The sequence below is a fragment of the Pseudomonas sp. Pseusp49 genome, from assembly GCF_059491875.1.
This window is the reverse complement of record NZ_CP168514.1, coordinates 1,867,565-1,893,364: the sequence shown is the minus strand read 5'-3', so window position 1 is coordinate 1,893,364 and position 25,800 is coordinate 1,867,565. Positions and strand designations below refer to the sequence as shown.

Genomic DNA, 25,800 nt, shown 5'->3' with positions numbered 1-25,800 from the left:
CCCAAAGGGTGTAATAATGCGCACCGCGCTGCACAACGGATTTCACACTGTAAAGTCAATGTGCGCCGCGTTAGAGGTTCCCTGTCACTGGGACGCCCTTGATTTATTAACTGAGCAATCACCTCTCATCAAAAAATTGATCATTGCAGCTCCAGAACTTGAGAAAGCGCTCACAGATAACACCTATAGTATAGATAATGATTACACCTACAAGTGGATTGTCGACGATATTCTGTTAAAACGCAGACAATTCGCTAAAAAATTCACATACTGCCCCGAATGCTTGCGCACCGAGACCATCACCGTCTTTCAGGATATAAAGGGCCTATCACTCTGTCCAATTCATCACCTCAGCATTGTCACACAGTGTCCTGTGTGCGAACTATGCGAGCATTGGACGAAGGTAGGCTTATTGTTCTGTAAATGTGGATTTGACAGGCGAAAAACGAAGCCAGAGAATGGTAAATTATATGAATCAAACCAACTAGAAACCTTTGGCCACAATGCCTATCTGGATGAGCTTTCACGAATTGCGGAAATCGCCGAGACCACTGAAAAAATTTGGGCTTCGAGAGATTCCAGCGATAATAAAACACACTATCATTTGATGGATTCGATACAAAAGCACGCGTCAAATATGATATCAACTCAACTAATGAAATACCCAAACTTTAGTCGCAACCTCCACTTCTCACCATGGGTGTCAACTCATCTACAACTAGCAGCAATTGCGAGCCACATAATAAATGAAAAATCCTCTTTCAATAGCAACTGCATAACAGACCAGTGTTGTGCGCGAGTCGAGCTGACAACTGACCAATTTATCTATTCGATGGGATGTAACAAAAACTTCGGCGCACAAAATAAATTACTTATAGCCCAAAATCTAAAGCTTTCGACTACCTATCGACACCGACGATTTTACCAGTGCTACACTCCAATTTGTAAGCTAAGCGAGCTTATGCAAACACGCACCACAGCAAAAGCCAAAAAAGAGTTTAGCAACATAAATAAGGCTTGCAAATTACTTAACTGCACACCTGCAAAAATTAGACTATTAGTCAAACTAGGACACTTACAAACAAATAACAAAAACACCGAAACAAAAACAACCAACCCAAACAACATAAAAGTATCGTCCATTAAACGCTTTCGGCATGATTACTTTTTAGCACAAACAATCGCACGCACTCTCAATACAACGACAGCCCGAGTAGTACACCAACTAAATTTATTTGGAATCAGCCCTGAACACAACCTTCAAAACGCTGACATCTATAAACAGCATAAAACTTTAGGCACGCTGAATAAATTAAAAGAAGCACTCAAAACCCCGTTAAAACTTCGCCCGATAGCATTACCACCGACACAAGAAATCAACAATCTCCTCACAATATTTAGTATAAACACAACGCCTATGGAGATAGGCTACACTTCCGACCACTTGAAAAACGAGTCATCTGACAACACAAAGCTTTACTCCTCTAGCCAAGCTGCTAACATATTAAAAATATCCATTCAACTTTTACACTTTCAATTTTTTCTAACAGGAATCATAAAGCCAATAGTTCTTCGTGGCGAACGTTATTATTCACGGCCAGACCTTGAAACCATGGCCTTCTACCTGGAGAATTATATATCTATAAAGCAAGCAACAATAACACTTGAATGCAGCTACAACAAACTTCGCTCACTTATCAAATCATTAAACATCTCACCCTCACATTCTCTTATTTACTCGAATGGCGCAATAAAAATACTTTATGACATCCATGAAATAAGGAACATTCGACCTTACATAAACCACAAAAATCAGCAAATGTACTAGAAGCGTCTCCCCCCTAATTTTGCGCAAATTTACCGAAAATTCAATTCCTCAGCAGCTCTTGTCTTTCATTCACGAACACTGTGACTTAAGTACAACAGGCAACCAATTCCTCTTTGAGCGAGATCCGCAGTAAATTGAGGACGGATCGCTGCAGTCGTGAATTTTATTTTCTCATGATTTTATCATTAGTTTTTTAATGTTTGATGCAACATCACCACATTCTTTTATGACCTACGTTGCCTAAGCTATTGATTGAGCACACAGCGATTTTATTTTTTATCGAGCAAGGAAGACGACACGTGATCCAGAACTGATACTAGGCTCCATCAACCGGGACATCTCGCCTCGGGACTTGGAGATCGACATGACTACTCAGAACCTCAGCGGCAAAGTGGCATTGATTCAAGGTGGTTCCCGCGGTATCGGTGCAGCCATCGTCAAGCGCCTGGCCGCTGAAGGCGCGACCGTTGCCTTCACTTATGTCAGCTCGACAGCCAAGGCTGAAGAGTTGCAACACAGCATCACCGCCAAGGGCGGCAAGGCCCTGGCCATCAAGGCCGACAGCGCCGACGCCGACGCGATCCGCGGCGCTGTATCCGCCACGGTAGAAGCCTTCGGTCGCCTGGATATCCTGGTCAACAATGCAGGCGTACTGGCCGTCGCACCGCTGGCCGAGTTCAAACTCGAAGACTTTGACCAGACCCTGGCCATCAACGTACGCAGCGTGTTCATCGCCACCCAGGCCGCCGCCCGGCACATGACCGAAGGCGGTCGCATCATCAACATCGGCAGCACCAACGCCGATCGCATGCCCTTTGCCGGTGGCGGCCCGTACGCCATGAGCAAGTCGGCACTGGTCGGGCTGACCAAAGGCCTGGCCCGTGACCTCGGCCCGCAAGGCATCACCATCAACAACGTGCAACCGGGTCCGGTCGACACCGACATGAACCCGGCCCACGGTGACTTTGCGGAAAGCCTGATCCCGTTGATGGCCGTGGGCCGGTACGGCAAGGCCGAAGAGATCGCCAGCTTCGTCGCCTACCTCGTCAGCCCGGAAGCCGGCTACATCACCGGCGCCAGCCTGACCATCGACGGTGGCTTCGGCGCCTGATGCGTTGAGCGCATAGCAAATGTGGGAGCAAGCCCGCTCCCACATTATTTGTTGTCAGGCCCACTCAAGCACAGGCAAACCAAAGGCGCCCGGCTCGAACGCCTTCAACGTACGAAGAATGCCATCGGCGTGTGCGTACCGGGCGTCGGCCATTGCCGCATCCGGAATCGCAATCGCCGTCATCCCCGCCGCTTTCGCCGCGGTGACACCAAAGGGCGAATCCTCGAACACCAGGCAATCCTCGGGCGCGACGCCCAGACGCCGCGCTGCCGTCAGGAAGATATCCGGTGCCGGTTTGGCCGCCGCCACTTCGGGATCATCGGCGGTGACGATGAAGTCGAACAGGGTGAACCAGTCGCGGTGCAGGGTGGTTTTCTGACCGAATGACTGGCTCGAAGAACTGGTACCGACTGCAATGGGAATGTTGTTTGCCTTCAGATGCCGTACCAGTTCCTGTGCGCCAGGCATTGCTTGCGCTGTAGGAAAACGTTCGCGCATCAGCGGCTCGCGGATCACCAGAAACTCTTCGGCGGTAATCGGCAGGTCGAGCGCTTCAACCACATAGCGCGCCAGATCCCCAGCGCCCCGGCCAATGATGTTCTGCTTGATGCTCCAGTCGAACGTTCGGCCGTAACGCGCGGCAATGATGGACGTGACTTCGGTGTAGATGCCCTCTGTGTCCAGCAGCAAGCCGTCCATATCGAAAATCACGGCCTTGATCGGGCCGAATGTCTTGAGCGGTGCATTCATCGCATCTGATCCGTTTTCCAAGGCATCCCGGGCGGCGCAGGTGAGGCCCGCCCCCGAATGGATTAAAGGATTCAGCAGCATAACGAGCGCGGCTGCCTCAGAGCAACGATGAAATCCCGATCCACACCGAATGGCTCTCGTGATTTAGCGATTTGCCCTACATCAAACGCCAACTTTCCCGACTTATTTCCTTGAAGATCCTCCGCAGAGTCTCACGTCCTACATTCCGCCAAGCGAAAGTCTGCAGATGTTCGATCCCCAAAAGGTATTGGCATGTCCCGCCAGCGGCCCCCTGATACAGGCGCACAGGTTCGCCGCCAGTATCAATAGCATCGAGCGCACCGCCCCCCAAAACGGCCCGGTTTCGATGGTCACCGGTGAAGTATCACTGACCCTCACGGACGGCACCCTCGACGGGATCTTGCCGTTCGACTTCACCCGTTTCTATCGCACCCGTGCCGTCGAACTCGACAGCGGGCTCGGTTTCGGCTGGCGCCACTCGCTGTGCCAGCATCTGGAATTCCACGGCGAGCAGGTGCTGTGGATCGACGCCGAAAACCGACGCACGGCATTTCCATGGCCGACGACGGCGCGCCCGATGGTCCGTAACAGACTGTCGCGGGCGGCGATTTACCTCGGCGAAGAACCGGGCGAACTGATCCTCGCCCAGGCCGGCGACGCGGCGCGTTTCTTTCATTTCCGCGATGGCCGACTGACCGCGATCAGCGACGCCTACGACAACCGCTTGACGGTGCAGCGAGACGGCCTTGAGCGGATTCAGCGCCTGGACAACGGCGCCGACCGTGCCTTGCTGTTGCGTTATGACCTCAAGCATCTGGTGGCCGTCGACTATCAGGTGTTTCAGCGCTGCGGGCCCGAGGCGCACACCTGGCGCACCGAACAGACACTGGCCAGTTATCGCTACGACGCCCGCCAGCGTCTGGTCGAGGTGACCAACGCCGTGGGTGACAGCGAGCGTTATGACTACGACGAGCAGCACGTGATCCTGCAACGGCAACTGGCGGGCGGCGCGAGTGTCTTCTGGGCGTGGGAACGCTCCGGCAAGACCGCCCGCTGCATCCATCATTGGGCCTCGTTTGCGCAGATGGAGGCGCGTTACGTCTGGGACGATCAAGGCACCGTGACGGTGAACAACGCCGACGGCAGCCAGGAGGTTTACGTTCATGACCCATACGCGCGATTGGTGCGCCACATCGGGCTGGACGGCGGCGAGCAGCACAAGGCCTACGACAATCTGGGCCGATTGATCTTCGAGCAGGACGCCCTCGGCGCCGTCACCCAATACCATTATGACGAAGCCGGGCGACTGATCGCGCTGCATGCGCCGGATGAGGCGCCCACGTCCTACAAGTATCGCCACGGTTTCCTGCACGCCCGCACCCGAGGTCGGGCGACGTGGAGCTACCAGCGCAATGCCCAGGGAGACATCACTACCGTCACCGATCCCGATGGACAGATCACCCACTATTCCTACGACTCGCTGGGACGCTTGCTGACGATCCGGCTTCCAGACCGGAGCATTCACCGGTTTGCCTGGAACGTCCTGGGACAGTTGCTGGAAGAAACCTTGCCCGATGGCTCCCAGCGCATGTTTTCCTACGATGCGCTGGGGCGGCGGATTACCGGGCAGGACGAACACGGTGCCATCACCCGTTATGAGTGGGATGCCGTCGGTCGACTGAGCCGGACCACGCTGCCCATGGGTGCCTGCCGTGCCTGGCGCTACAACGCCTACGGCCGGGTCACCGCCGAGACCGACGAACTGGGACGGGTAACCCGTTACGAATATGCCGACGACCTGCATGTGATCAGCCGTCGAATCAACCCCGACGGCAGCGCGCTGAAGTACCGCTACGACCATGCGCAATTGCTGCTGACCGAGATCGAAAACGAGGTGGGCGACACTTACCGCCTGGACTACACGCCGGGAGGATTGATCCGACAGGAAACCGCCTTCGATGGGCGTCGTACCACTTACAGCTACGACCTCAATGGCCAATTGCTGGAGAAAACCGAGTTTGGCGAGGATGGTTCGCAACGGGTTACCGGCTATCAGCGTGACAGCGCCGGGCGGTTACGGGTCAAAACCTTGCCGGATGGGGTCCGGGTCGAGTACCGCTACGACACGCTCGGGCGACTGGTCAGCGTCGATGACGGCCAGGATTCTCCGTTGCAGTTCGAATACGACCTTCAGGACCGATTGATCACCGAGCGTCAGGGCTGGGGCACCCTGCGTTACGACTACGACGTCTGCGGTCGGCTCAAGTGCCTGCGCCTGCCGGACGCCTGTATCCTCGTCTACCACCACGCCAAGGGAGGCGCCCTCACGGCCATCGACCTCAACGGCACACCCCTGACCCGCCATCGTTTTGTCGGCGGGCGCGAACAGCAGCGCCAACAGGGCCTTCTGCTCAGCGAATACGCCTACGACGCCCAAGGCCGCTTGCAGGCCCATGTCATCAGCCAAAAACAACGGCCGCAGTACCGCCGCGAGTATGCCTACAGCGCCAAGGGCAACCTCTTGAAGATTACCGACAGCCGCCACGGTTCACGCCGCTATCAATACGATGCACTCGACCGCCTGACCGGCGTACGTCACGCCCGCGACCAGTGCGCAGAGCACTTCACCCACGACCCGGCCGGTAACCTGCTGATCCACGGGCGTCCCGGCCCATGTGTGTTTCAGGGCTACCGCCTGCAGCGCAGTGGCAGTGGCAATGACGGCAGCTACTACGACTACGACGCCTTCGGCAATCTGATCCGCGAACGCCGCGGCCTGCCGCCCCAGGTCACCGAATACACCTACGACAGCCAGCACCGCCTGATCGGCGTCAGTTCCCCGGACGGTAAAAGTGTCAGTTATCGCTACGATGCTTTCGGCCGGCGCATCCATAAAATTGTTGACGGCTACACCACGCATTACTTCTGGCAAGACGACCGGCTGATCGCCGAAAGCGGCCCCCGGCACTACCGCAGCTACATCTACGAAAGCAGTGAACGCAGTGAACGCAGTGAACCCGGTAGCTTCCGCCCGCTGGCGCTGCTCGACGGCAAAGGCCGGGCACACGCCTGCCCGTACTACTTTCAACTCGACCACCTCGGCACCCCGCAGGAACTGACCGGCCACGGCGGTGCGATTGTCTGGTCGGCCCAATACAGCGCCCACGGCAAACTCCGCGAGTCGAGCCGCGAACGGCTCGAACAACCCTTAAGGTTTCAGGCGCAATACTTCGACGCTGAGAGTGGCCTGCACTACAACCGGCATCGCTATTACCATCCGGATTTCGGTCGTTTTCTGACGCCGGATCCGCTCAGGCCGGGCGGTGGGTTGAACCCGTATCGGTACACGCGCAACCCGACGGGGTGGGTGGATCCGCTGGGATCGGGCGACCCCCTCGGATCGATTCGCTCAGGAAGCATTCAAGCCCCGGATGCCCTCACCGCCGCTTCGAAGTAGCCGGCTCTGCCGAGCCATCGGTATCTGCATCGCGCCGATCGTGCGGATCTGCCTCGACATTCTCGACATTCTCGTCGCTCTCGTCGCTCGGCACTTGCTCCACGCCGGCCTCGTCGTCCGGCGGTCGTTGGTCGCGGCTCAAGGAGTCGGTAGGTGACGGCAGCGGATACTCCGGCGTTTCATCATCGTCGAAGGCCTTTGGATCAGTGTTCATATCGCACCTCTCATCTGACCTCAAGCACAGGTCATGACATATCGAGGACTGCGCGATGGACGCGTTCGACCCGGTAGACGATCGGTTGATTCGGCAACAGGACTCAATCAGTCTTCGTCCTCTTCCTCATCATCAAACTCGATATTTCCCACATCGCCTGCGTCATCAGCATCGTTAAGTGGCACCGTCGCATCATCCATCAATGATCCCGGATCTTCATTGCCGGGATCGTTGATGGATGGCTGTGCGCTTGGGTCTTTGTCTTCCGTGCCTTCGGATTCCAGAGTCATGGTGTGCCTCACTCAATCAGTGATGCTTTTTGTGGTGCTTGTTCGAGTGTTTATGTCCGCCACCGGAATGGGAATGGCCACTGCCATCCCCCAGATCATTGCCGACCGCACCGCCGGCGGCACCACCAAGACCGGCACCGATGGCCGATCCGGTGGAACCGCCAAGACTGTTGCCGAGCACCGATCCGCCCGCTGCGCCCAATCCACCGCCTACCGCCGCTTCGGTGCGATTGTGCTTGGGCGCGGCAACAGCACTGCCGGCCGCTCCGCCGACACCCGCACCAATCGCTGCGCCAGTACTGCCACCCACCTGGCCACCGACCACGTTGCCCAGCACCCCACCAAGACCACCGCCCACCGCGGCATCTCCATTACCGCCTGCCAGCGCCACCTGGGAGAGCAGCAATCCAAAAACAATCGCAGGCAACATCAATCGTCGAGTCATCGGGCTTGCGTTCTGTTTGCCGTCGGTCTTCGGGTTCATGGCACGCCTCGCATTCTTCAGGGGTATGGAAGATTTGAGCCGTTGCGGCGGGAATCGTTCATACATGAAAAAGCCCGGCATCAAGCCGGGCTTTTTCACATCGGGATCAGCATCAATGACGCTTGTGACCGTTGGCCAGGTTGCTGCCAACGCCGCCGCCCAATGCACCGCCCAGGCCGGCGCCGATGGTGGCACCGGAACTGCCACCCAGGCTTTTACCGATCACCGAACCACCGGCTGCGCCGACACCGCCACCGATGGCAGCGCTGGTGCGATGACCTTTTTTGGCGGCAACTGCGCTGCCCGCCGCGCCAGCAACGCCCGCACCGATCACTGCGCCAGTGCTGCCGCCCATTTTCTGGCCGACGACGTTACCCAATGCGCCGCCCAAGCCACCACCCAGCGCGGCAGTACCGTCACCCGCCATTGCACCTTGAGCAACCAGAAGCCCCAGAACCAGAGCAGGCAGTGTTAAACGCATGACAAAAACCTCAAAAAATAGGGGTACACAAAAAGGAGGCGAGATTGAATGCTTTTGCGCGGATAGAGTCCAGCACGCCGGTCCAACTTCGCGATTGGCGACGGTTGGACAGCAATTTTGAAAAAGGTTTTACGACGGGCAAAAAAAAGCCCGCTGGGGAAACGGGCCAGGTGTTGCTTTCTAACGGATGAGTCGAGACTACGTAGGGTGCTGTGAAAAGTTTGTGAAAGAGCTCCACTTTAAAAAACTCGTCATGAACCCCTTCCAGACATGAAAAACCCCGTTCAATGACGGGGTCTGCCTGTGTTCGCCTACTTCCTGACCGGTGCTGTCACCTTGGGCAGGAACTTGCCCTTCAGGACCCGGCACGCCCTGGTCTTGATCTTGTCGACCTCTGTCTGGTCTTCGCCGAAACTGGCCACATACTGGGTCTGGCCACACTGTACGCAGTTGTTGATCGGAAATTCTGCGCCATCGTCCTCGATATACGGATCAGCCATCTCTTCACCCCTTTCAAAGAGCGCGGTCGACACCGGCAAGCCCTTTGCCTGAAAAATATCGACCGCCAAGGTTTTTCAGACTAGCCGGTCACTAATGGACTTTCCGTTCGAATTTTCATGTGACCGACGAATGGCTGCGATCCCTCATCGCAACTTGACCGCTGTCCCGGTCACAAACACGACGACCATCCCGCCCTTGCCGGCCGGCATGCTGATCTCATAGTCAAGGCCCACCACCGCGTCCGCCTGAAGCGCCCGTGCCCGCTCCTTGATCTCATCGGTGGCCTGAATGCGTGCTTCCTTCAACGCTCGCTCCAGCGTCTGGGAGCGCCCGCCGAAAAAGTCGCGCATCCCGGCAAACACGTCACGAACAACGTTGATCCCTTGCACTGACTCGGCGCTGACGATGTCCAGGTAGGCGGTAATTTGCCGGCCTTCAATGGAGTGGGTTGTGGTGGTGATCATTGCTGTTTATTCCTGTTCAGATATTCGGCCAGCGCATCAAACGCCGGCAAAGTCACGGGATCATTCGCCGAGTTGCTGTCCACCGGGTGTGATGCGTAACGGACGATGACTATCGTCACAGTCGCTTTGAACCTGACGGCAACACGAACACTTGCGGAGGATGGAGCATGATGTCGATTCCATTCGAAGAATTCGAAGAATCCAGACAGTCTAACAGCCAGCTCACCCTGTTCACTGCTTGCGCGGCCAATGCCAGAGTGCCCTGCTGCTATGCTGAAACATCGGTTCCCTGCGCTGGAGACCATCAGCATGGCGGCAGAAGGTAATCATTCCCCATTCACTTGCAAGGCTCTGGCCTACTCGGCTGCAGGCTTCCTTATTGCCCTGATCATTGCCACAAAGCTGCTCGACACTTACTTCGAGCTGACGTTGCTGGCAGAGATCAAGGGCTGGCTGCTACGCACATGGAGCTGGCTTCAACTGGAAACGCCAATGCCGAACTGGTCGCTGCTGATGATTATCGGGGCGTTCGTCAGCACACTGACCTTAGTGATTTACTACTACCGCAGCAACGACGGAGCCTACAGTGAGCTACATGAGATAGAGCGAAAAATTTACAAAAAGAACAACCCACAGTTTCCACAGCTGACAGATAACCAAACGCTACTGATGGAAGCGTTGGCCTATCACGCAAACTTCAGAAAAGTTGCAAACCTGGACTCGATTTGCAAGCTGGTCTCACTCAGCAAGCTGGAAGTTGAAGAGGGTCTGAAGCAACTCCAGGCTAAACGTCTTGTGAATCAAAAAGTGACTCGGGGTACGTTCGGCGCCACCATTTTTGAACTTACCCTGGCAGGTAAGGATTATGCGCAAGAGCGGTTTGAGCTGACGTAGTGGAGACTCGGTAAGTGGCGGGATGTATTGATTGGCACAACTGAAAAAGAAAAACCCCCGCAAACCATAAGCTTGCGGGGGTTTTCAGAATGTGGCGGTGAAGGAGAGATTCGAAACTACCCGTGAGCGACTTTCGGAGCCTTTCCCCCCGGTTTACAAGGGTTGCAGCCTGGCAGAGTGCGTAGGATCTGTCCCAGCGTGGTCCCAGAGGTTAAATGCAAAAGGTTGCAGAACACGGCCGCGACAGGCGTTTTTCGCGTTTTATGTTGAGCCATGGGAAAAAGGTAATTTTGGTAATGCGCTATCAAAAACCAGATTCAAGCCAATAAAACCAGATAGTTGATATGTTTCTATAGAGGTAATAACAAGGTAAGTAAATGGTTATAAAATTACTTTCAGTGCCAGTAATGCCCATCTGCTACCAAGCCCAGTAAAATAGGGGGTTGAACAAAATATTACCCTTCCTCTTACCTTATATTACCCTTTGAGGTAATGGGTGAAAGTCAGGTTCTATAAGGGCTCCAGCCCGTTTTTGTTCCTCGCTTACTAAAATTACCCTTTTCCCACCCATCGTCTGAAAAGTATCCATGCATCATCCGTTTTGGCGTTTTTTTACAGCGTCTGAATTGGTACTGAATGCCAGCCAATCCCTGGTGATGCCGTGCAATACCGCAAAACGCCGGAAAGCCTCACGGACCGGACCTCACAGCTGTTTTGCTATTGGGTTGGGCGGTCAATGATTCGCACCTGATGTAAAACCATTCCGAAAACGAAAACTCCGCATGCGGCTGGTTTTAAAAGCCGTAGCCCCTGTAATTCGGGCGCCTCACTCCGCTGATCAAAACGCGACGGCCCCATGCCTCTGTGCAAGGCTGCTGCACTTCTTTGCAAAACCTTGCACTTCGTGCAATTGCAAAACAGCCCGCAGCCCCCGCAGCGGGCCTGGGCGGAGCCATCATTTGCCCCCCCACCCGCCTTTGCACAAAAAAGGGACGAAAAGCCCGTCGGCGGGAGGGGGAAAAGTGCGTTCCTTGCCTGCGCTTTCTTCGCGCAAGAGTTTTTCGAGTGAAGAGAAGGCACATGGGGGGCGTGCGCTGCCCTAGCGCCAGCAGCAGCCAGTGCAGTCACGTAAAAAGTGGAAATGTTGGCACAACACGACCTTTCTAAGTGACCCCTAAAGGGTCAATATAGCTTCCAAGGGGGACGCAGAAGGCGCCGCCCAAACCAAGGAAGCCAGATGGACCTAGATGAAAAAGCCTACCTCGAACTGGATAAGCTCCAGTTAGAAAATCGGAAGTTAGTAGCAGAGACCCGCAAGCTAATCGCCGAAGAACAGAAGTTGAGACGGGAAGGAATGTTTTACCCGCTACTGGTTGGAGCGGCCCTGATTACCGCGGTAGTTTCCCTGATCAACCTGCTAAACAAACCCTGAGTCACCGGCCCCGAACATCGGGGCCAACCCTCTCGGCCTTGAGCTTTACCGGGAATCAGTCCAAATTACCCAAAAGGGCCGCGATAGGCGCGCCTGCCAACCCCTTACGAGGATGAACGATGAACCACAGCCACAAGACGCCGATCAAGCCGATGGCCGATGAGATTGCCGCCCTGGACAAGCTCCTGAGCAAGAAGCCCACCTACGGCTTCGTGCCGTTCTTCATCGGTGCCGCCTGCGCCGGTGTGGTGTTCATGGCTTACACCTATATCTCGCACCTGTAACCGACCTTCTCCAGTTATGCCCCAATGTGTTGGGGCTTTCGGACTTTCAATGAAACGAATTCAACACTATGGACCGCCCACGGCGGAAGATTTGGCGCGCCTGAAAATCGAACTGGGGTTCACCAGTCCACAGATGGCGGATCTGGCCGGGTTGGGGAAAGGGTCGCAGTGGCGCAAGTACACCGGCCGCACTGAGGACCGCGTGATGGGGATGCACATGCATTTCTACATGGCGGCTTTGCTGACGCTGAGTGAAGACGAATTGGCCCGTGTTGTGGCCACCATGCGCGCGCAGGGGGCCGACGTCGAGCTGGGGCCACTACCAGCCGGCCCGCCGGCTTTGGCTGAAGCGCAAGCTACTGCGAAATTGCACTCCACATGACCAGCCGGTTGCGTTCGACCTGACCAGAGATTGCATCAAATTTGATCAGCACACGTTGTAATCATGATCGGCAGAGAATGGCCACAAGCTGTCATTCATCTTTCGTTCCATGCTTCCAAGCAGCTACGGACCAAATAAATTCGCCAAGTAATTTTGCAATGCAAGAATAGAGAGCCATGATCTTATTCTCTATTGTTTTAGCAAACTTCATTCGTTATCCGCTAACACTTTGACCGAAGTTTAAATTCTCCCCGCCGTCCACCGGGATGGCGCCGTCTGCTCGAATATTGTCAGCATGACCCCTAGCACAATGCTAATTGTGCTTATTTAGTCCGACACACCTATTAATATGATTGGTGGGCGGTACGTACAGGCGTGAGGAGATTGAAAAAAAGTGTCTTTACGCTGATGACTCAAGATCAGATTTCCAGTTAAGAAATAAAACCAAACGAAGTCATCCTAGTTATTCTCAGCTGCATTCATGTAAATATGAGAAAAAGTGACAAATTCACTGAAAACGATGCTTTGCAATCAATAAATTGAGCTCACCTTGGTTCATTCATGACATTTTTAGGTTGATTCAAGTGGCATTCCTGTTGACATGCTGAGATTTTTGTTCTAAATCCTTACGGCTGCTCGATTGCTGCGCATAGAGCGTCGTTTAAGCTTTCTGTCTTTAGGCGAGACATGGAAGTAACACAAGGTCAGGGGGGAATTATGAGATCAATTACGTGCGTGCTGTTGGATAAAAAGGTAAACTCTCGAAATATTCAGTTTGTAATTGATATTGGCAGCTATGCTGAGTTGGCTGGCAATATCATAAGCAACAACCCTTACCAGCGTAACAGGGTAAGTAAAAGTGGCAGCATTTATAATCTTTTGAAGGAAGATATTCTCAAGGAGTGCATAATCCCTCCTATTGTCCTGGCGTCTACTTCTACGTTGAGACCCGGAAGCACAAACGATGAACTTCTAGAAGAGGTTCTAGATGATTTTGGCAACCTCAAGATTTTAGATGGCTTGCAACGGTCTCTTTCGATCATTGATGTATATAACAACAATCGAAATTACTTCGATGAGCTTGTTGATAAGTATATGATCAGAGTCGAAGCTTATCTTTCTATCAGTGACACTGGCATCCTATACAGAATGCTGACTCTGAATACCGGCCAGACCCCGATGACATTACGCCATCAGTTGGAAATTTTGTTTTCTAAGTATGCAGAAGGCGGAGTAGATGGCGTAACGATTTTGCGAGAAGTTGACGAGGCTGCCGTTAGAACAATCGATTCTTATCGATTCGCTGATTTGATTGAAGGTTATACCTCATTTTTAGAGCGAAACGAGCTACCGATTGACAGGTTCGATATACTTCAAACAGTTAGAACCATAAAATTTATTTCTGATGAAAGCGCCGAGAAAATAGAGTTCACAGATTTTGTAAGTTCTTATCGCGCGTTATCGCTAGCATTTGATAATCAGTTTGCGGGTTGGCGCTATCCGGACGATGTAGATGAAGATTTGCGTACTAATGCCAATCCCTTTGGACGCGAAGTTTACAAGATCTTTAACAAAAGCCAGCCACTAACTGGTTTCGGTGCTGCGATAGCGGAATTGATGGGTTCAGGGGTAATCGCAGGTCTGAATGACATCGATGATCTAATTCCACGATTGGTTTTTGGTGAGAGTGATTTGCTTCAGCTAAATAAGTATTTGGATGACATTCGTGAAAAGTCAAAAAAGATTGGTAACGGCCAGCGGATTTACTTCAAGCTATTCTTTAAATATCTGCTAGACCGCGACGGCAACTCTTATCTAAATGTTCCCGAGTCTTTGGAGAAGGCGAGAAATCGTGCTATTGCAGAGGTCTGATTATCATGGATGATTTGATCGAGTTGTCGGATGCGAACGTGCCGCAAGCTTATCTTGAAGACCCAATTCCTGAAGTGCAGGTAGAATATGGAGTGAGACTCTATACGAAATCTGTGCCGGACGAGAAAGAGATTGCACAGGTTTTTATACCAGCTAATCCTAGAGAGGTTCGTATTGGATGGCTGATACCTGTACTCTCTATAATATCTTCGGAGCATGAAGAGTACGAGAACAAGTATTTCAGAAAGCACGTATACGAAGCGCTGAAGACGCTAAAAGGCCAAACTTTTCCCGAAAGTATCTATGTATTGATTTACAGTAGACGCCTTTTAGACAGTGTCGCAATCCATTGTGACGGTGAGTTGGCCCTAGCGTTTTTATTATATGGAATTTACCCATTTTACGAAAACAGCTCACTCGCAGGCGTAGACTTCAAACTACCGGTTACTCCGAAAATTGTTATTCAGAAATGCTTCAACGGTGATCTCGCGGCAGGCTTTTTCAAAGTATTGTTAGGCGAAGTTTTGCCTTCGGAGAAAAATGGCTATGCGAGATTCATGTTTTTCTATCAAATATACGAACTCGCGATGGAATTCGTATTTTACAAGAAAGTCAATGAACTTAAGATAAAGCGGAGTCATCTTGGAATTATAAGAAAGCGAATCGATGAGTATTCATCTGAAAGCAAACTTATTGGATTATTGTATGCCGAAATGCAGCGCGAGGAAAACGATGCTAGCTTAGCTGCTGTGGCCAAACTAATATTCGAAGATGTAAAGGATGTTGGCTATTACGCCACTACGATGAAGTCAAGCATGCTTTATGACATCAGAAACACACTTGTACATAGCTATTATAGATTTAACATTGGAGACAATCTTTCTTACTTGGCTTCATATCTTGAAGATGAAGTATTTCATGTATTGCGGTATCTTCATTCGGTCGAGGGGATGAGAGTCGAGATCGAAGAGAATTACTTTGGAGGTGTAACCTGACTGGTCGAGTCGGCTCAGCACAGCACAACACAACACAGAGTGGACCTCCTTTGCAGTGACTTTCCAGAGTGACTGCTTTTGGCTGATGTCTGCCTGCCGCCACCGTCAGCTCTGGGTCGTCTTCCTCCGGTCTTGGCCACGAATCGCGCTGGTAAAATCCAATACAAATGACTAGTTAGGTCGAATGCAAATGGGGGGCAGTATGTGCAATTCCCCAACTACAGGGTGATGGGCCTTAACTGACCGAGCAGAGCGGTGGTTTGTGCCGCGTTATCGGTGAAGGCGCCCGCATCGCTCGGACTCGGCGCTGGCCCGGGTACATGAGTATGGCCGGCCAGTTGCGTGTTCATCACCGTCACCAGATCGAGCAGGTCACACAGGATCTGCAGTACGTTCACCCCTTCCGATCCCATCCAGGTCTTTTCCGCGACACTGCGCCGTAGGCCGGTGATGCGCTCTTCCATATCGCCACCCACCGAAGCATTGAGCTTCTGCCCCACCACCAGATTCAGGTCGCGCCCGGTGGCCTGATGCAGGTCGTCCACGGCCGCTAGGCTGGCGGAGCCGCCTGAGAGCAGCTTGAGCGAGCCCAGGGCCTCGATCTTTTTGATGCCACCCACTGACTCGATGCTGTGGTCATCCACGGTCACGCTGTGGCGCTGGTAGTGTTCAGTGTTCTCCAGCGCCTCCACACGGCGCTCGCTGGCCTGATCATGGATCTGGCCAGCGGTCTGGCGCAGCCAGTTGCCATCGGCGTCGACGCGTTGCTGTACCGCCTCGCTGTGCTGCCAGACCTGATCGCCTTTGGGCAGGTTGGGCAGGCTTAATCCCTGGGGCAGGATGGCCAGGACAAAGGGTTTGTGCGGCAGGCCGTAGGCAAATGACACCACGACCATCGTGCCTTCATCGGGAAGGCCGTAGATCCCCATGGACTCGCCACCCATCGGCAGCGGTAGCGGCACGCCCTGGAGAAGTGGCAATGCTGTATCGGGCTCGCCGTCGGGCCCCAGAACCTCAAGGTCAGCGGCGAAACGTGGGCGGAAGTCGTCACACAGCCCCGCGTTGGTGGGTGGATCTGGGATAGCCACCACCCGGGCAAAGCGTGGCAGGTGATAGCCGCCGGTCAGTTCGGGATACTGGCGGTCAACCACGCGGCGGATTACGTCTTCCATTTGATGCTCATCTGGCTTTCGGTGAGGGTCACGGCGGTGATGCGTTCGCCCTGGTTAATCGGCGCACCAGGACGAATCCCGGGCAGTGCGGCAATCACGGCACTCTGGTTGCTGTTGTAGCTGTCAAAGAGTTCGCAGGGCAGTTGCAGCGGCTGACGCTGGCCCCAGAAGCTGTCGGCCCAACTGCCCACGTAGATCTCGCCGTCACCCTGCTGCTGCCACATAAAGTCAGGGATCGAAAATACTTTGCCGAGGCTGTCGATGGCTTGCACGCCATTGGCCAAATTGAAGAAAAACGCGGTTTTGGTGTGGGCGTAGGCTTGGTCGGGAACCCGAAAACGCAGGCCATTGCGCTCACCGATCGCGGCCAGGACGGCGTGCAAGTCCACATGACGCAAGTTCAGCGGCATGGGGATTTCCAGTGCGGCGGACAGCTCACGACAGAGCAGGACTTGCTGTTGACTGTTGGCGGCAGTGCAACGCTCCACGTAGCCCAAAAAATGCCGCTGGAGTGGGCTGTCGTTGTAGCCGATGTCGAAGGTCACCAACCCGTGTACGGATGCGCTGGCGGTGATGGTGAAACTGGCGCGCCCGGGGGCGTGATGGTCCAGGCGTGTTTCATCTTTGCAGAGGGGGTAGGACACGCCGTCGACGGTCAACACTTTGTGCAGGTTCATGGCGTGACCGGTTTTAACCAGTCGTCGACAGACTTCAGGACTTTCTCAAATCCGTCCATTTCAACGGGCGCGCTGCCACCGTCTGCACCGGACGTACCAGAGACGGGTTGTCCTGGTGCACTTTGCTGCACGACGGGATTACTCGGGCTGCGTTGCTCCACGCGCTCCGGTATCGACAGTTTTTCGATCAAATTGAATTGCACGCGCCAGGCTCGCAGGCTGTCGTCTTCATTGGCGTTCACGTTGTCGCGGAACTGCACCTCGCGCACACCGAAGGCTGAGGCCGTGCGATTGACGATCCGATAGACCGTGAGCTGTCCGCCGCCGGCGGTCGAACTGGCCAGGCGCATCAAGTTGCGCAAGTCGGACTCGTCACGGTAGGGAATCATCAGCGTGACGCTGAGGGTTTTGGGTTTGAAGCCCTTGTGCGCCTGTGCCGTATTGCTGGTCTGGCCTGACAGGTCTTCGCTTTCAATGGTCAGGGTGGCCATGACCTTGAGGCCCTTGCCCTGAACTTTCTCGCCGTTGAGTAGCAACGTCATAAACCGATCAGCTCCTGCACAAAGCTCAGGCTCTCTTCACTGCCGAGCAACAACAGACCGGCACACAGCACCCATTCATAGCCAGGCGTAGGGCCTTCGAGCAGTTGCCGGCGTAACTCAGCGGCATCACCTGGGCCGATCATGCGCGCCTGCATCGTGGCATCGGGCAAGCCGTTGGCCAGTGCGTTTTGCAGGTCAGTCAACTGCTGATCACAGGCGGCCTGTTGCTCAGCCTTGCGGGTCGCCAAGGCGCTCAGGTCAGCCATGGGGGACGTGTCGGCGGCGTAGCTTTCATAGATGGCCAACTGGCTGTTCAGCGTCTGCTGGGACACCCGGGTCACCGTGCAACGCTCCAGCGGCAGCGCTCCCCAGCGTGGCAACGTCTCGGCGGTGGGCAGCGTCCACTTCTCCGCCTCCAGGCGTGCGATGTTCGCGGCACGACGTTCGGCGCGTTCCAGGTCGGGAGTGGGCAGCAAGGCATTGAAGCGGCTCAGGGTGGCGGCGAACTGGTCGAAGCGCGTCGAGAGAAACAGCACGCACAAACCATACTGCTCCCCCTCGGGACGCCCGGCATCGATGTCGGTGAGTTTGTCGGCCAGCGCCTCCAGCAGGTTGGGTGCTGAGAGAAACTTTTGATACCCCCGGCCCTGGCCCATGCCGCTTTGGAACGGCGTCACCACGAGACTGGCCGGCGCGGTGGCCAGTTGCTCGGTCATGGCGGCGCGCCCGACTTCGATGGCTTCTTGCGCGGCGGAACCCACGGGGCCAGGGTTGGTAGTGGCCGTCATTCCGGCCAAGCGCTCTTCCGTTTTGGCGATTTCAGTGCTGGCCAGGCCTTTGGCTTCATCCAGCCCTTCGACCCACTGCGTGGCCTCGCTGGGCCACTGCATGGTGACCGATGTCCAGGTCATGGCTGCTGACCGTCTGGTGCGGTAGGACGGGCGTCGAGGTTGGGAAACAGCTCGTTGGTTGGCCAGGCCCGCAGTTCATTGCGGTAGGTGCGCCAGGCGAGTTCCGTGCTGAGCGCGGCCGGGTCGGCATCCAGATGCTTGTCGATCTCTCTGCCCGCCCAATGCAGTTCATTTTCGATCCATGACCGTTCTCGACGGCTTTGAATCACCAAATCGCGTGCGGCATCGAGCACCCAAACGAAACCATCCCAGAGATAGGCCGCACTCGGTCGCGGCAAGGTCGTCAACTCGGGCGGCAACTCGCCCGGCAGCGAGTACAGCACCTCGGCGCCATCGGTAGTCTGATACACCGGACCACGAAAGTCTGGCACGACCACCCACGCCCCATCCCTCCAGACCACCACTTCCCCGTCCCCGGCTTCGGGCGGTTCTTCCAGCGTAGCGCCCGCTGGCAGACCGCAGCCACAGCTGACATAGGTTTCGTGTTGGCCGAGGTATTCGGTGGTGGTTTCACTGAACGTGTAAACCTCGATCCAGCCGCTCTCTTCAAAAAAACCATTCACTAAAGTCGTCATCAGTACATCCTGCAAATGTAGTTGTACGCCACGTTGCGCATACGGGTTTCCGTACTCACACGGACGACGGCTGAAGGATTGAAAACGACTGAGCGGTAACCCGTTGTAGTGACTTGCGGTGCGGCCGGCGTGATGGCCGTGCTGTAATTGCCACCCATAAATACGCCAGTCGCGGTGTTCACCAGTAACGTCGAGTCGTCGTCTTGCAGGACGAGCTCGCCCGTCATGTTTTGCAGCGTGTCGAGCTGAGCGCTCAACACGGGGCGTCCCCAATCGGGGTCAACGCCACGTCCGCCATCCAGGCCACGAATCGACTCACCGCGCAGATCTGGCAGGACGCCGCTGGGGTATACGGCCAGCAATGCTGGGTACCACTCGGCATTGAATGGCTGACCCGCCATCAAAACGCATTTTTCGGGCGGCGTAGCGGTTGGCCATGGAAACGGCACACCGACAGGGACGGCAAATATTGCAGCAGGGTCAAAGTTACTCGTGTCCCAACCCGTTACCCACTCACTGAATACGTATCCCTCTGGGGTCTGCACACCGCCACGAGAATAAGTTGTACCGGTGTTGTAGCCGATGATTTGTTGCCAGAGGGTGTCTTGACTGACCGCAACCAGCATGGGGGAGAATTGACACCCTTCTGGAACGTTCGGGCCGGGATTCACCCGGTAAATGCCCACGGTGGTGATTGTGTTTAGATCGGTGCCGTCGGGAAGGACAATCCCCCCGTGACCGATGCCATAAGCACCCGTGAGCAATACACGACCTGGCGTGTCATCTTGGGGAGAGGTTTGTTTAACCAGATCGGTTGAGTCCCAGGTGCTTTCCCATTCGCCCCAAACACCGGCAGTCAAGGCCCGGCGGTGTAGGGTGTGGTCGGCATTCCCGTAGATCTCCTGAAAGGCGTATTGACCTGGTGTAATCGCCGAGACGCGAACCCAACCCTCATAGGGCGCGCCACCTGGCCCTCCCGTGCCATTGCTGACGAAATAGAGGGCTGTCACCGCGTTCAGACCGCCGATGTCAACATCACTGACCGCATAGGCGGCCCCGCCCCAGCCGAATGCTCCGACCTTCATCAGCGCATCAGGCGTGACATCGTGCAGATCGATTTGAGCATCCAAGTAGGCGGCTGAACCGAGTGCATCCAGCTCGGTGTCGATACCGACCTTGACCGCGTGCAACGCAGCAGTGGTGGCCAGAATCTCACTGCTGTTCGACTCCGGGTCATCGCTTTTTGCATTCGGCAGATTGCCCAGGTCGACATCGTCTTTGGTGGTGGCACGAGCCCGCAAATCTGGATAGTCGCCACTGCGCGCCGCGAGGTGCTGAATCAACGCTCCAGATATCGGTTCAACGGTACTGCGCAGGTCGGTGATTTCGGTGGAGCTGAGGACGGTAGCCACCGGCACCAGGTAGTGCACCACCCCATTGGTGTCGACAAAGTCCACCAGGTCGTCGCCGTAGCTGGCGGCCAGAACCACGTTCACTTCGCTTAACTGACCTTGTAGCGAGATGTCGTACCACAAGGTAAAGGGAAACGCCGGCGGCGTGATGGATGCACCGGCGGGCTGATGGACGGCCAAACCTTCCACGTAGGCGGTGCCTGGCTGGATAGTGAACTGCTCGTTCTGATAGACCAACGCCAGGCTGTCGCCAAAGAAACAGGCTCGCCCGAACATGTCGCGGTTGCTCAGGCGCTCGCGTTCGTCCATGCCCGCCATGCGCACGGTGAAGTCAGCTTGCCAGGTGTCGGCGTTGATGGTCAGCTCGGTGACCGACTGTGCGCCGTCGAACACCAGCATCATGTTGCGGGTGATGTTGTTGCCGATCTGCTGGTTCGGGATGTTTTTGCGCTTCTGCTGCACCGGCGTATAAGCCGCGGCTAACAGCACACCTTCAGCGGTTTCCAGGCCCAGCCAGTTGAAGTCCCAGTCGCCGACATTGGAGCCGATCATGCTGCTGTAGACCACTTGATTGGGGTCCACATAACCGCCTTTGGTGATGTCCGTTTCGTACATCATCTGCTCGGGCGGTGGCTTGCCGGCATAGCGGTCCACCGGTGTGGTTGGGTCCTGCCCCGGCACCAGGGCGTAGAGAAACTTGCTCACGACCAGGACTTCCTGAGCGGCTTGCTTTTCGGCGATCAGGTTTTCACCGGCAATGGTTATTGCGGCCATGTGGCTTCCTCGTAACTGGCAATCAGGGTTTGCTGGTCGTCGTTGAACTCCACCGCGAACACCCGCAGGTTATCCAGCGGGGTCACGGTCAAAAATGCGTAGCGGCGGCAGGTGCGGCCGTAACTGCGGAGCAGCACGCGCAGCAGGTCGGAGTGCAGCGCGCTCTGTTCGTCGGTGATTTTCACGAACACCACGTCCCAATCGCGGCCTTCCATGCGTTCTTGAATCTCGACGCGGCCGACGCCCAGGCGCATCAGAATCCTTTTCAGACCCGCCGTGCTGCCCGCGTCCACCGCGTTGATGTAGGCGTGTTTGATCCGCAGGCGGTACAAGCTTTCCTCTTCCCCCGGGAAGCGGGTGATGTCGCGCTGCCAGGCGAGCAGGTCGAGCAAAGACAGCGGGCAGATGTCGGGGTCGATCTGGTGCAGCGGCCAGTTCAGCCAGCCCTCGACATTGGCCCACCAGGCCTGTGCGGCGTTTTTGAGCTTGGCCAACTCCGGCCCGTCGAGCCAAAACGGCAGTTTGAGGTTAAACACCGGGCACCACCTCCAGCGTCTGAATGCGGGGAATGTTCAGGTCGGACACGATGTCGAGGTTGTCGAAGTGCAACGAGTCGAGTTCGGGGAATTTTTGGTGCAGCTCTTCGCCCAGGCGGCTGAAGGAAAATCGCGACTGGGGATAGGTCAGCGTCGGCTGATAGTCGGCTTGGGTGCTTTCCCGAAAGGCTGTGCGGATGAACATCTCGACATCAGCAAACAGCTTGTCCGACTGCTCCACCGGCAGGTTCAGCACCGGCCACAGCGTCACGCGGATGTCATGCAGGGTCTCGGGCATGGCCATGACCAGCATGTCGTCGCCGTGACCATGGTTGCCCTGGTCGCGGATGTAGTCGTTGATTTCTTCCAGGTAGCTGTCCGCCGGCACGTTGGCTTCAAACAACACGAAAGCATTGGCACTGCCGGGGCCGCGTGGGGCTTCGTGTTCAAAGTACACGCCGTCCGGTTGTACGCCGGGAAAGGTGGTGATGAGCGCCCGATAAACCGCGTCGGTGTTCCACTGGTTGATGGCCGAATACTGGTTGCGCGTGCGCAATCGAAGGTCTTCGTCCGACTCCTTGTCGGTGCCCGGTACCGTCATCCAGCCGTCCAGGTTGACCACGTTGACGATGCCCGGTACCGGCTCCGGCAGAATGGCGTAGTAACCCGGCGCGAGGTTGTAGCCGCTGCCCGGTTCGGCGGCGATGGCTGGAATCAGGATCTGGGTGAGGCCGTCGGTAAAGGTGCCTGGCAGGCTGGTCAACAGCTCGTACACATGCCCGTTGATGGCGCCGGACTGGACCCGTGTGCCGGCGGCAACTTCCAGCGTGCCGACCGGGCTGGAACGGGTGAACAGCAGATTGCCTTCGGTTTTGGTGGCTCCCATGGGCTCAACCTGTACCGCCCAGGCGAGCATTTCCAGGTACTCACCTTCGGCGGTTTTGACGTAGGCGTTGGGCAGCGAGACTTCAACCATAAAGTCGATGAACCACATCACGGGTTCGGTCACGATGGCAGTCACCACCCGCCAGAATGGTGACCAGGCGCTGGTGTTGCTCAAGCGGCTGCCCTGTTCGGCGATCTCGCTTTCCCACGCGGCCTGAAGCTCTTCCTGCGTGGTCGGAATGCCGGCGTCAGCTAACGCCTGACGAAAATCAACGTCGCTCAAAACGCCACCTCAATGTTGCCAAATTTAATGGTGTCGGCCTCGATCAGGTACTGGCCGTACCCCGGTTGAGTGATACGCGCCGTACCTGGTACCAGTCGTTCGTCAGCCTCCACCATCAGCTCCAGCTGCTGAATGCAGTCACGCTGACGCAGGCTGTTGCGTTCAGCGATCAAGGTCACCAGCAGGCCGCTTTCACGAATCATGTGGGCGATGTCCTGGGCGATGCTGGCGCGGTCCTCGATCTCCATGGGCTGGTTGGATGGATCGAACACCAGGTCGTTGGCACTGATCAGCAAGTCGACGTATTCGCTCATCCGGCGGCCATCTCCAGCATCTTGTCGAGCTCATGCTGCGACAGGGGTTGGCTGGTATGGATCTCGACCTTGCCAATCTGCGTGCCCTTGTTCTGGGTCGTGTTGTTCTGGAACGACTGCATCAAGCCACCGGTGGGAACCTCACTGGGGCCGGCAGGTAGCAAGCTAGGAATGGCACCGTTGATGGTCTGCTGGGCTTTGGTGGCCATGTTGGCCTGGTCGGCGGCCTGCATCGCCTCGGGGACTCCGGGCACTACCGCTCCGTTGAGTGCTTCGGGCGTACCTGGGCCTATTGCGGCGCTCAGGGCTTCAGCAGTGCCTAGGGCGGTCGGCGTCGCAAAGCGGGTTTCGATGTTGATGCCAGGAATCTGATTCAGCAGTTCGATCAAGCCGTTGGCCGCGTCTCCCAGCAGGTCGAATACTGACAGGTCACTCCAGGCAGTGGTGAACGCGCTCCAGGCATCGGTGGCCAGCGTGCCGAACGCGGCAAGCCAGCTGCTCAAGGCCTGGAATTGTTCATTCAGCCAGGTGAATGCGGCGCTGTTGAGCAGTGCAGCAGTCCACTCGTCCCAGTAATAAATGGCCGCAATGACGACGGCGACCAAGGCAACGATGCCGGTGACGACCAACCCGATCGGGTTGGCCAGCAGCGCGGCATTGACCAGCCAGATGATCCCTTGCCAAATCATCATGGCGGCACTGACGGTACCCATGCCGATGGCCATGACGCCGAGCAACGTGATGTACAGGGCACCCCATACGATGTTGGACATCACCGCCGCTTTGGTCAGAAGCCAGCCCATGCGGAAGATCTTCTGAATGACAATGAAGCCCTTCATCACGACCTGAGCCATCCCCATGCCGAGGGTGAACAGTGACATGGCTGCGATCAGCGCAATAACGCTGAGTACGGTCATGCCAATCACTTTGGTCAGGTGGGGGAACAGCTTGGTCCACTTCAAAATCTTCGCGCCGCCCTCGGTGAACATCTTCAGCAAGGGGGTGAGCGCGGGGCCGATCAGTTGGCCGAAAGCAATTTTCAACACTTCTATCGTGCTGGCAAATTGTGCCCAGGGATCAATCATCGCTTCGGCCATGGTCTGGGCTTGCTCCATGCCCTTGACCTGGCCCAGGGCGTTCAAACTGTCGGCCAGGCCATCGGTGTCGGCCATCAGCAACTTGATCATGCTCACGGCTTCGTCGGAGCCAAAGGCTGCTTTCAAGGCGTCCGACTCGGCCACATCCAAGGTTTCGCCGAACTTACCTTTGATTTTTTCGAGGATCTGCAGGACGGGCAGCATGGCGCCCTGGGCGTCGGTGAATTTCAAACCGAGCTTGCCTTGGGCACCCCCAATACCGGCCAAAAAGGACTTGTACTGGGTACCGGCCTCGCCACCGCTCATGGTGGCTTGCAGCGTGCCGAGGATCGCCATTTGCTCGTTCAAGCTAATGCCGGCAGCGGTGGCGTTGGCACCTACGGAGGTAAACGCGTCACTCATCCCCTGACCGGTGGTCTTGAACATTTTCACAGCGGTCGCCGTGACACCAGCCAGGTTCTCGACCCAATCGCCTTTGCCCATGGCGTCGGCTTGATCTTTGAAGATGCCGTACATGGTGCCGACGTAGTTGGTGATGGTGGCGGCATCGGCCTTGGTGGCTTTGGCCAGCACGTTGGACGCATTGGTAAAGGTGGCCAACTGGGTGCCCGTGAGCCCGGCAATGGCGCTTTGAATGTCGTAGGCCGAGCGGACAAAGGCCTGAGCGTTTTCGCCGTAATTGATGGCGAACTCCAGGGACTTCTGGTTGAGCAGATCCAGGCTCTCGGCGGCAACGCCGAGTGACTTCACTTCGCCCAATGCCCGCTGCTGGTCAATCGCGGGGCCCATGGCGGCCTGCAACGCGTAGCCGGTGGCGACCATGCCGGCCGCCCCCACGCCCATCTGGGTCAGACCCTTTTGCGCACCGCTGGCCAGCTCGGTAAAACTGGCGTTCACCTTGTTCAGGGGGCCGGTGATCATGTCGGTTAGCGCAACGATGAAATTGAGCTTGGCGCTGTTGTCAGCCATGAAACTCTCCGTTGACCAGGTGCTGGTCAGTTACCCTTTGAACGCCCGGGAAATGCCGTTGGCGATGGCGATTTCCATACGGCTCCAATACTGGTCGTCCAGCCACTTGGCGGTGCCCATGTTGTCCGTGGTCGGCTCTTCACCCGGTAGCCAGCGGTCGACCAGGGCCATCAACTGGCCCAGGGCGTTTTCG

At 55.9% G+C, this 25,800-nt stretch carries 27 protein-coding genes; 9 read left to right on the top strand and 18 right to left on the bottom strand.

Translation table 11 applies throughout. From position 1 onward, the window contains the following. The first annotated feature begins 16 nt into the window (after positions 1 to 16). Together ACEN83_RS08530 and ACEN83_RS08525 are read left to right on the top strand one after the other, a co-directional pair. A complete protein-coding gene (locus ACEN83_RS08530; RefSeq protein ID WP_495579989.1) occupies positions 17 to 1,828 on the top strand; it encodes a hypothetical protein in 1,812 nt (603 codons plus the stop codon). Between the two features lie 364 nt (positions 1,829 to 2,192). Next, the gene (locus tag ACEN83_RS08525) at positions 2,193 to 2,939 is read left to right on the top strand and encodes a 3-oxoacyl-ACP reductase family protein (protein WP_495579988.1); all 747 of its coding nucleotides are present in this window, start codon (positions 2,193 to 2,195) and stop codon (positions 2,937 to 2,939) included. A gap of 54 nt (positions 2,940 to 2,993) precedes the next feature. Here the strand turns inward: ACEN83_RS08525 and ACEN83_RS08520 are convergent, their stop codons facing one another. After that, a complete protein-coding gene (locus ACEN83_RS08520) occupies positions 2,994 to 3,689 on the bottom strand; it encodes an HAD-IA family hydrolase (protein ID WP_495579987.1) in 696 nt (231 codons plus the stop codon). A gap of 247 nt (positions 3,690 to 3,936) precedes the next feature. Here ACEN83_RS08520 and ACEN83_RS08515 point away from each other — a divergent pair, with 247 nt between their 5' ends. Next, positions 3,937 to 7,167: an RHS repeat-associated core domain-containing protein gene (locus ACEN83_RS08515; RefSeq protein ID WP_495579986.1), complete on the top strand. Its 3,231-nt coding sequence runs from the start codon at positions 3,937 to 3,939 to the stop codon at positions 7,165 to 7,167. Here ACEN83_RS08515 and ACEN83_RS08510 read toward each other — a convergent pair. The 6 genes from ACEN83_RS08510 to ACEN83_RS08485 form a co-directional block, all read right to left on the bottom strand. Then, on the bottom strand, positions 7,148 to 7,381 hold the full coding sequence (locus tag ACEN83_RS08510) for a hypothetical protein (RefSeq protein ID WP_495579985.1): 234 nt from the start codon (positions 7,379 to 7,381) through the stop codon (positions 7,148 to 7,150). The genes ACEN83_RS08515 and ACEN83_RS08510 overlap by 20 nt on opposite strands. Before the next feature lie 107 nt (positions 7,382 to 7,488). Then, positions 7,489 to 7,671 (bottom strand): hypothetical protein, encoded by a 183-nt coding sequence (locus ACEN83_RS08505; RefSeq protein ID WP_429392770.1) that lies wholly within the window; start codon positions 7,669 to 7,671, stop codon positions 7,489 to 7,491. A 16-nt stretch (positions 7,672 to 7,687) separates the two neighbouring features. Further along, a complete protein-coding gene (locus tag ACEN83_RS08500) occupies positions 7,688 to 8,155 on the bottom strand; it encodes a hypothetical protein (protein WP_495579984.1) in 468 nt (155 codons plus the stop codon). 112 nt (positions 8,156 to 8,267) lie between these two features. Further along, complete coding sequence (locus ACEN83_RS08495; RefSeq protein ID WP_218481518.1) at positions 8,268 to 8,636, bottom strand: bacteriocin; 369 nt, start codon at positions 8,634 to 8,636, stop codon at positions 8,268 to 8,270. Positions 8,637 to 8,947: 311 nt separating this feature from the next. Then, on the bottom strand, positions 8,948 to 9,136 hold the full coding sequence (locus ACEN83_RS08490; RefSeq protein ID WP_033047548.1) for a hypothetical protein: 189 nt from the start codon (positions 9,134 to 9,136) through the stop codon (positions 8,948 to 8,950). Between the two features lie 144 nt (positions 9,137 to 9,280). Further along, positions 9,281 to 9,601: a YbjQ family protein gene (locus ACEN83_RS08485; RefSeq protein WP_007971919.1), complete on the bottom strand. Its 321-nt coding sequence runs from the start codon at positions 9,599 to 9,601 to the stop codon at positions 9,281 to 9,283. Between the two features lie 309 nt (positions 9,602 to 9,910). Here ACEN83_RS08485 and ACEN83_RS08480 point away from each other — a divergent pair, with 309 nt between their 5' ends. The 6 genes from ACEN83_RS08480 to ACEN83_RS08455 all read left to right on the top strand — a co-directional run bounded on the left by ACEN83_RS08480 (position 9,911) and on the right by ACEN83_RS08455 (position 15,460). Continuing rightward, positions 9,911 to 10,495 (top strand): hypothetical protein, encoded by a 585-nt coding sequence (locus ACEN83_RS08480; RefSeq protein WP_495579983.1) that lies wholly within the window; start codon positions 9,911 to 9,913, stop codon positions 10,493 to 10,495. A 1,237-nt stretch (positions 10,496 to 11,732) separates the two neighbouring features. Beyond that, on the top strand, positions 11,733 to 11,927 hold the full coding sequence (locus ACEN83_RS08475) for a hypothetical protein (protein WP_008048542.1): 195 nt from the start codon (positions 11,733 to 11,735) through the stop codon (positions 11,925 to 11,927). Positions 11,928 to 12,046: 119 nt separating this feature from the next. Beyond that, positions 12,047 to 12,211, top strand: coding sequence for a hypothetical protein (locus ACEN83_RS08470; RefSeq protein ID WP_495579982.1), 165 nt, complete (start codon positions 12,047 to 12,049; stop codon positions 12,209 to 12,211). A gap of 49 nt (positions 12,212 to 12,260) precedes the next feature. Next, the gene (locus ACEN83_RS08465; protein ID WP_495579981.1) at positions 12,261 to 12,593 is read left to right on the top strand and encodes an XRE family transcriptional regulator; all 333 of its coding nucleotides are present in this window, start codon (positions 12,261 to 12,263) and stop codon (positions 12,591 to 12,593) included. 687 nt (positions 12,594 to 13,280) lie between these two features. Further along, positions 13,281 to 14,465: a hypothetical protein gene (locus ACEN83_RS08460; protein WP_495579980.1), complete on the top strand. Its 1,185-nt coding sequence runs from the start codon at positions 13,281 to 13,283 to the stop codon at positions 14,463 to 14,465. A gap of 5 nt (positions 14,466 to 14,470) precedes the next feature. Further along, a complete protein-coding gene (locus tag ACEN83_RS08455) occupies positions 14,471 to 15,460 on the top strand; it encodes a hypothetical protein (RefSeq protein WP_495579979.1) in 990 nt (329 codons plus the stop codon). A 218-nt stretch (positions 15,461 to 15,678) separates the two neighbouring features. Here ACEN83_RS08455 and ACEN83_RS08450 read toward each other — a convergent pair whose 3' ends face one another. From ACEN83_RS08450 to ACEN83_RS08400, 11 genes are read right to left on the bottom strand one after another with little or no spacing between them, the layout of a single operon-like run. Beyond that, complete coding sequence (locus ACEN83_RS08450) at positions 15,679 to 16,632, bottom strand: hypothetical protein (protein WP_495579978.1); 954 nt, start codon at positions 16,630 to 16,632, stop codon at positions 15,679 to 15,681. Beyond that, positions 16,620 to 17,309: a hypothetical protein gene (locus tag ACEN83_RS08445; RefSeq protein ID WP_495579977.1), complete on the bottom strand. Its 690-nt coding sequence runs from the start codon at positions 17,307 to 17,309 to the stop codon at positions 16,620 to 16,622. The genes ACEN83_RS08450 and ACEN83_RS08445 overlap by 13 nt, the downstream gene beginning before the upstream one ends. Next, positions 17,306 to 17,851, bottom strand: coding sequence for a baseplate complex protein (locus tag ACEN83_RS08440; RefSeq protein WP_008048517.1), 546 nt, complete (start codon positions 17,849 to 17,851; stop codon positions 17,306 to 17,308). The genes ACEN83_RS08445 and ACEN83_RS08440 overlap by 4 nt, the downstream gene beginning before the upstream one ends. Next, the gene (locus ACEN83_RS08435; protein WP_495579976.1) at positions 17,848 to 18,762 is read right to left on the bottom strand and encodes a hypothetical protein; all 915 of its coding nucleotides are present in this window, start codon (positions 18,760 to 18,762) and stop codon (positions 17,848 to 17,850) included. The genes ACEN83_RS08440 and ACEN83_RS08435 overlap by 4 nt, the downstream gene beginning before the upstream one ends. Continuing rightward, positions 18,759 to 19,337, bottom strand: a complete 579-nt coding sequence (locus ACEN83_RS08430) for a hypothetical protein (RefSeq protein WP_495579975.1) — start codon at positions 19,335 to 19,337, stop codon at positions 18,759 to 18,761. The genes ACEN83_RS08435 and ACEN83_RS08430 overlap by 4 nt, the downstream gene beginning before the upstream one ends. After that, entirely contained in the window at positions 19,337 to 21,523 is a 2,187-nt protein-coding gene (locus tag ACEN83_RS08425) for a phage tail-collar fiber domain-containing protein (RefSeq protein ID WP_495579974.1), read from the bottom strand. Before ACEN83_RS08425 ends, ACEN83_RS08430 begins: the two co-directional genes overlap by 1 nt. Then, a complete protein-coding gene (locus ACEN83_RS08420) occupies positions 21,511 to 22,059 on the bottom strand; it encodes a phage tail protein (RefSeq protein ID WP_102701200.1) in 549 nt (182 codons plus the stop codon). Before ACEN83_RS08420 ends, ACEN83_RS08425 begins: the two co-directional genes overlap by 13 nt. Beyond that, complete coding sequence (locus ACEN83_RS08415) at positions 22,052 to 23,227, bottom strand: baseplate J/gp47 family protein (RefSeq protein ID WP_102701201.1); 1,176 nt, start codon at positions 23,225 to 23,227, stop codon at positions 22,052 to 22,054. Before ACEN83_RS08415 ends, ACEN83_RS08420 begins: the two co-directional genes overlap by 8 nt. Then, positions 23,224 to 23,541 carry a DUF2590 family protein gene (locus tag ACEN83_RS08410; protein ID WP_008048506.1) on the bottom strand — a complete coding sequence of 106 codons (318 nt, stop codon included), beginning with the start codon at positions 23,539 to 23,541 and terminating at the stop codon, positions 23,224 to 23,226. The genes ACEN83_RS08415 and ACEN83_RS08410 overlap by 4 nt, the downstream gene beginning before the upstream one ends. Further along, positions 23,538 to 25,607 (bottom strand): phage tail tape measure protein, encoded by a 2,070-nt coding sequence (locus tag ACEN83_RS08405; protein ID WP_495579973.1) that lies wholly within the window; start codon positions 25,605 to 25,607, stop codon positions 23,538 to 23,540. The genes ACEN83_RS08410 and ACEN83_RS08405 overlap by 4 nt, the downstream gene beginning before the upstream one ends. 30 nt (positions 25,608 to 25,637) lie before the next feature. Then, positions 25,638 to 25,781: a DUF6890 family protein gene (locus ACEN83_RS08400; RefSeq protein WP_410922435.1), complete on the bottom strand. Its 144-nt coding sequence runs from the start codon at positions 25,779 to 25,781 to the stop codon at positions 25,638 to 25,640. Between the last annotated feature and the right edge of the window lie 19 nt (positions 25,782 to 25,800).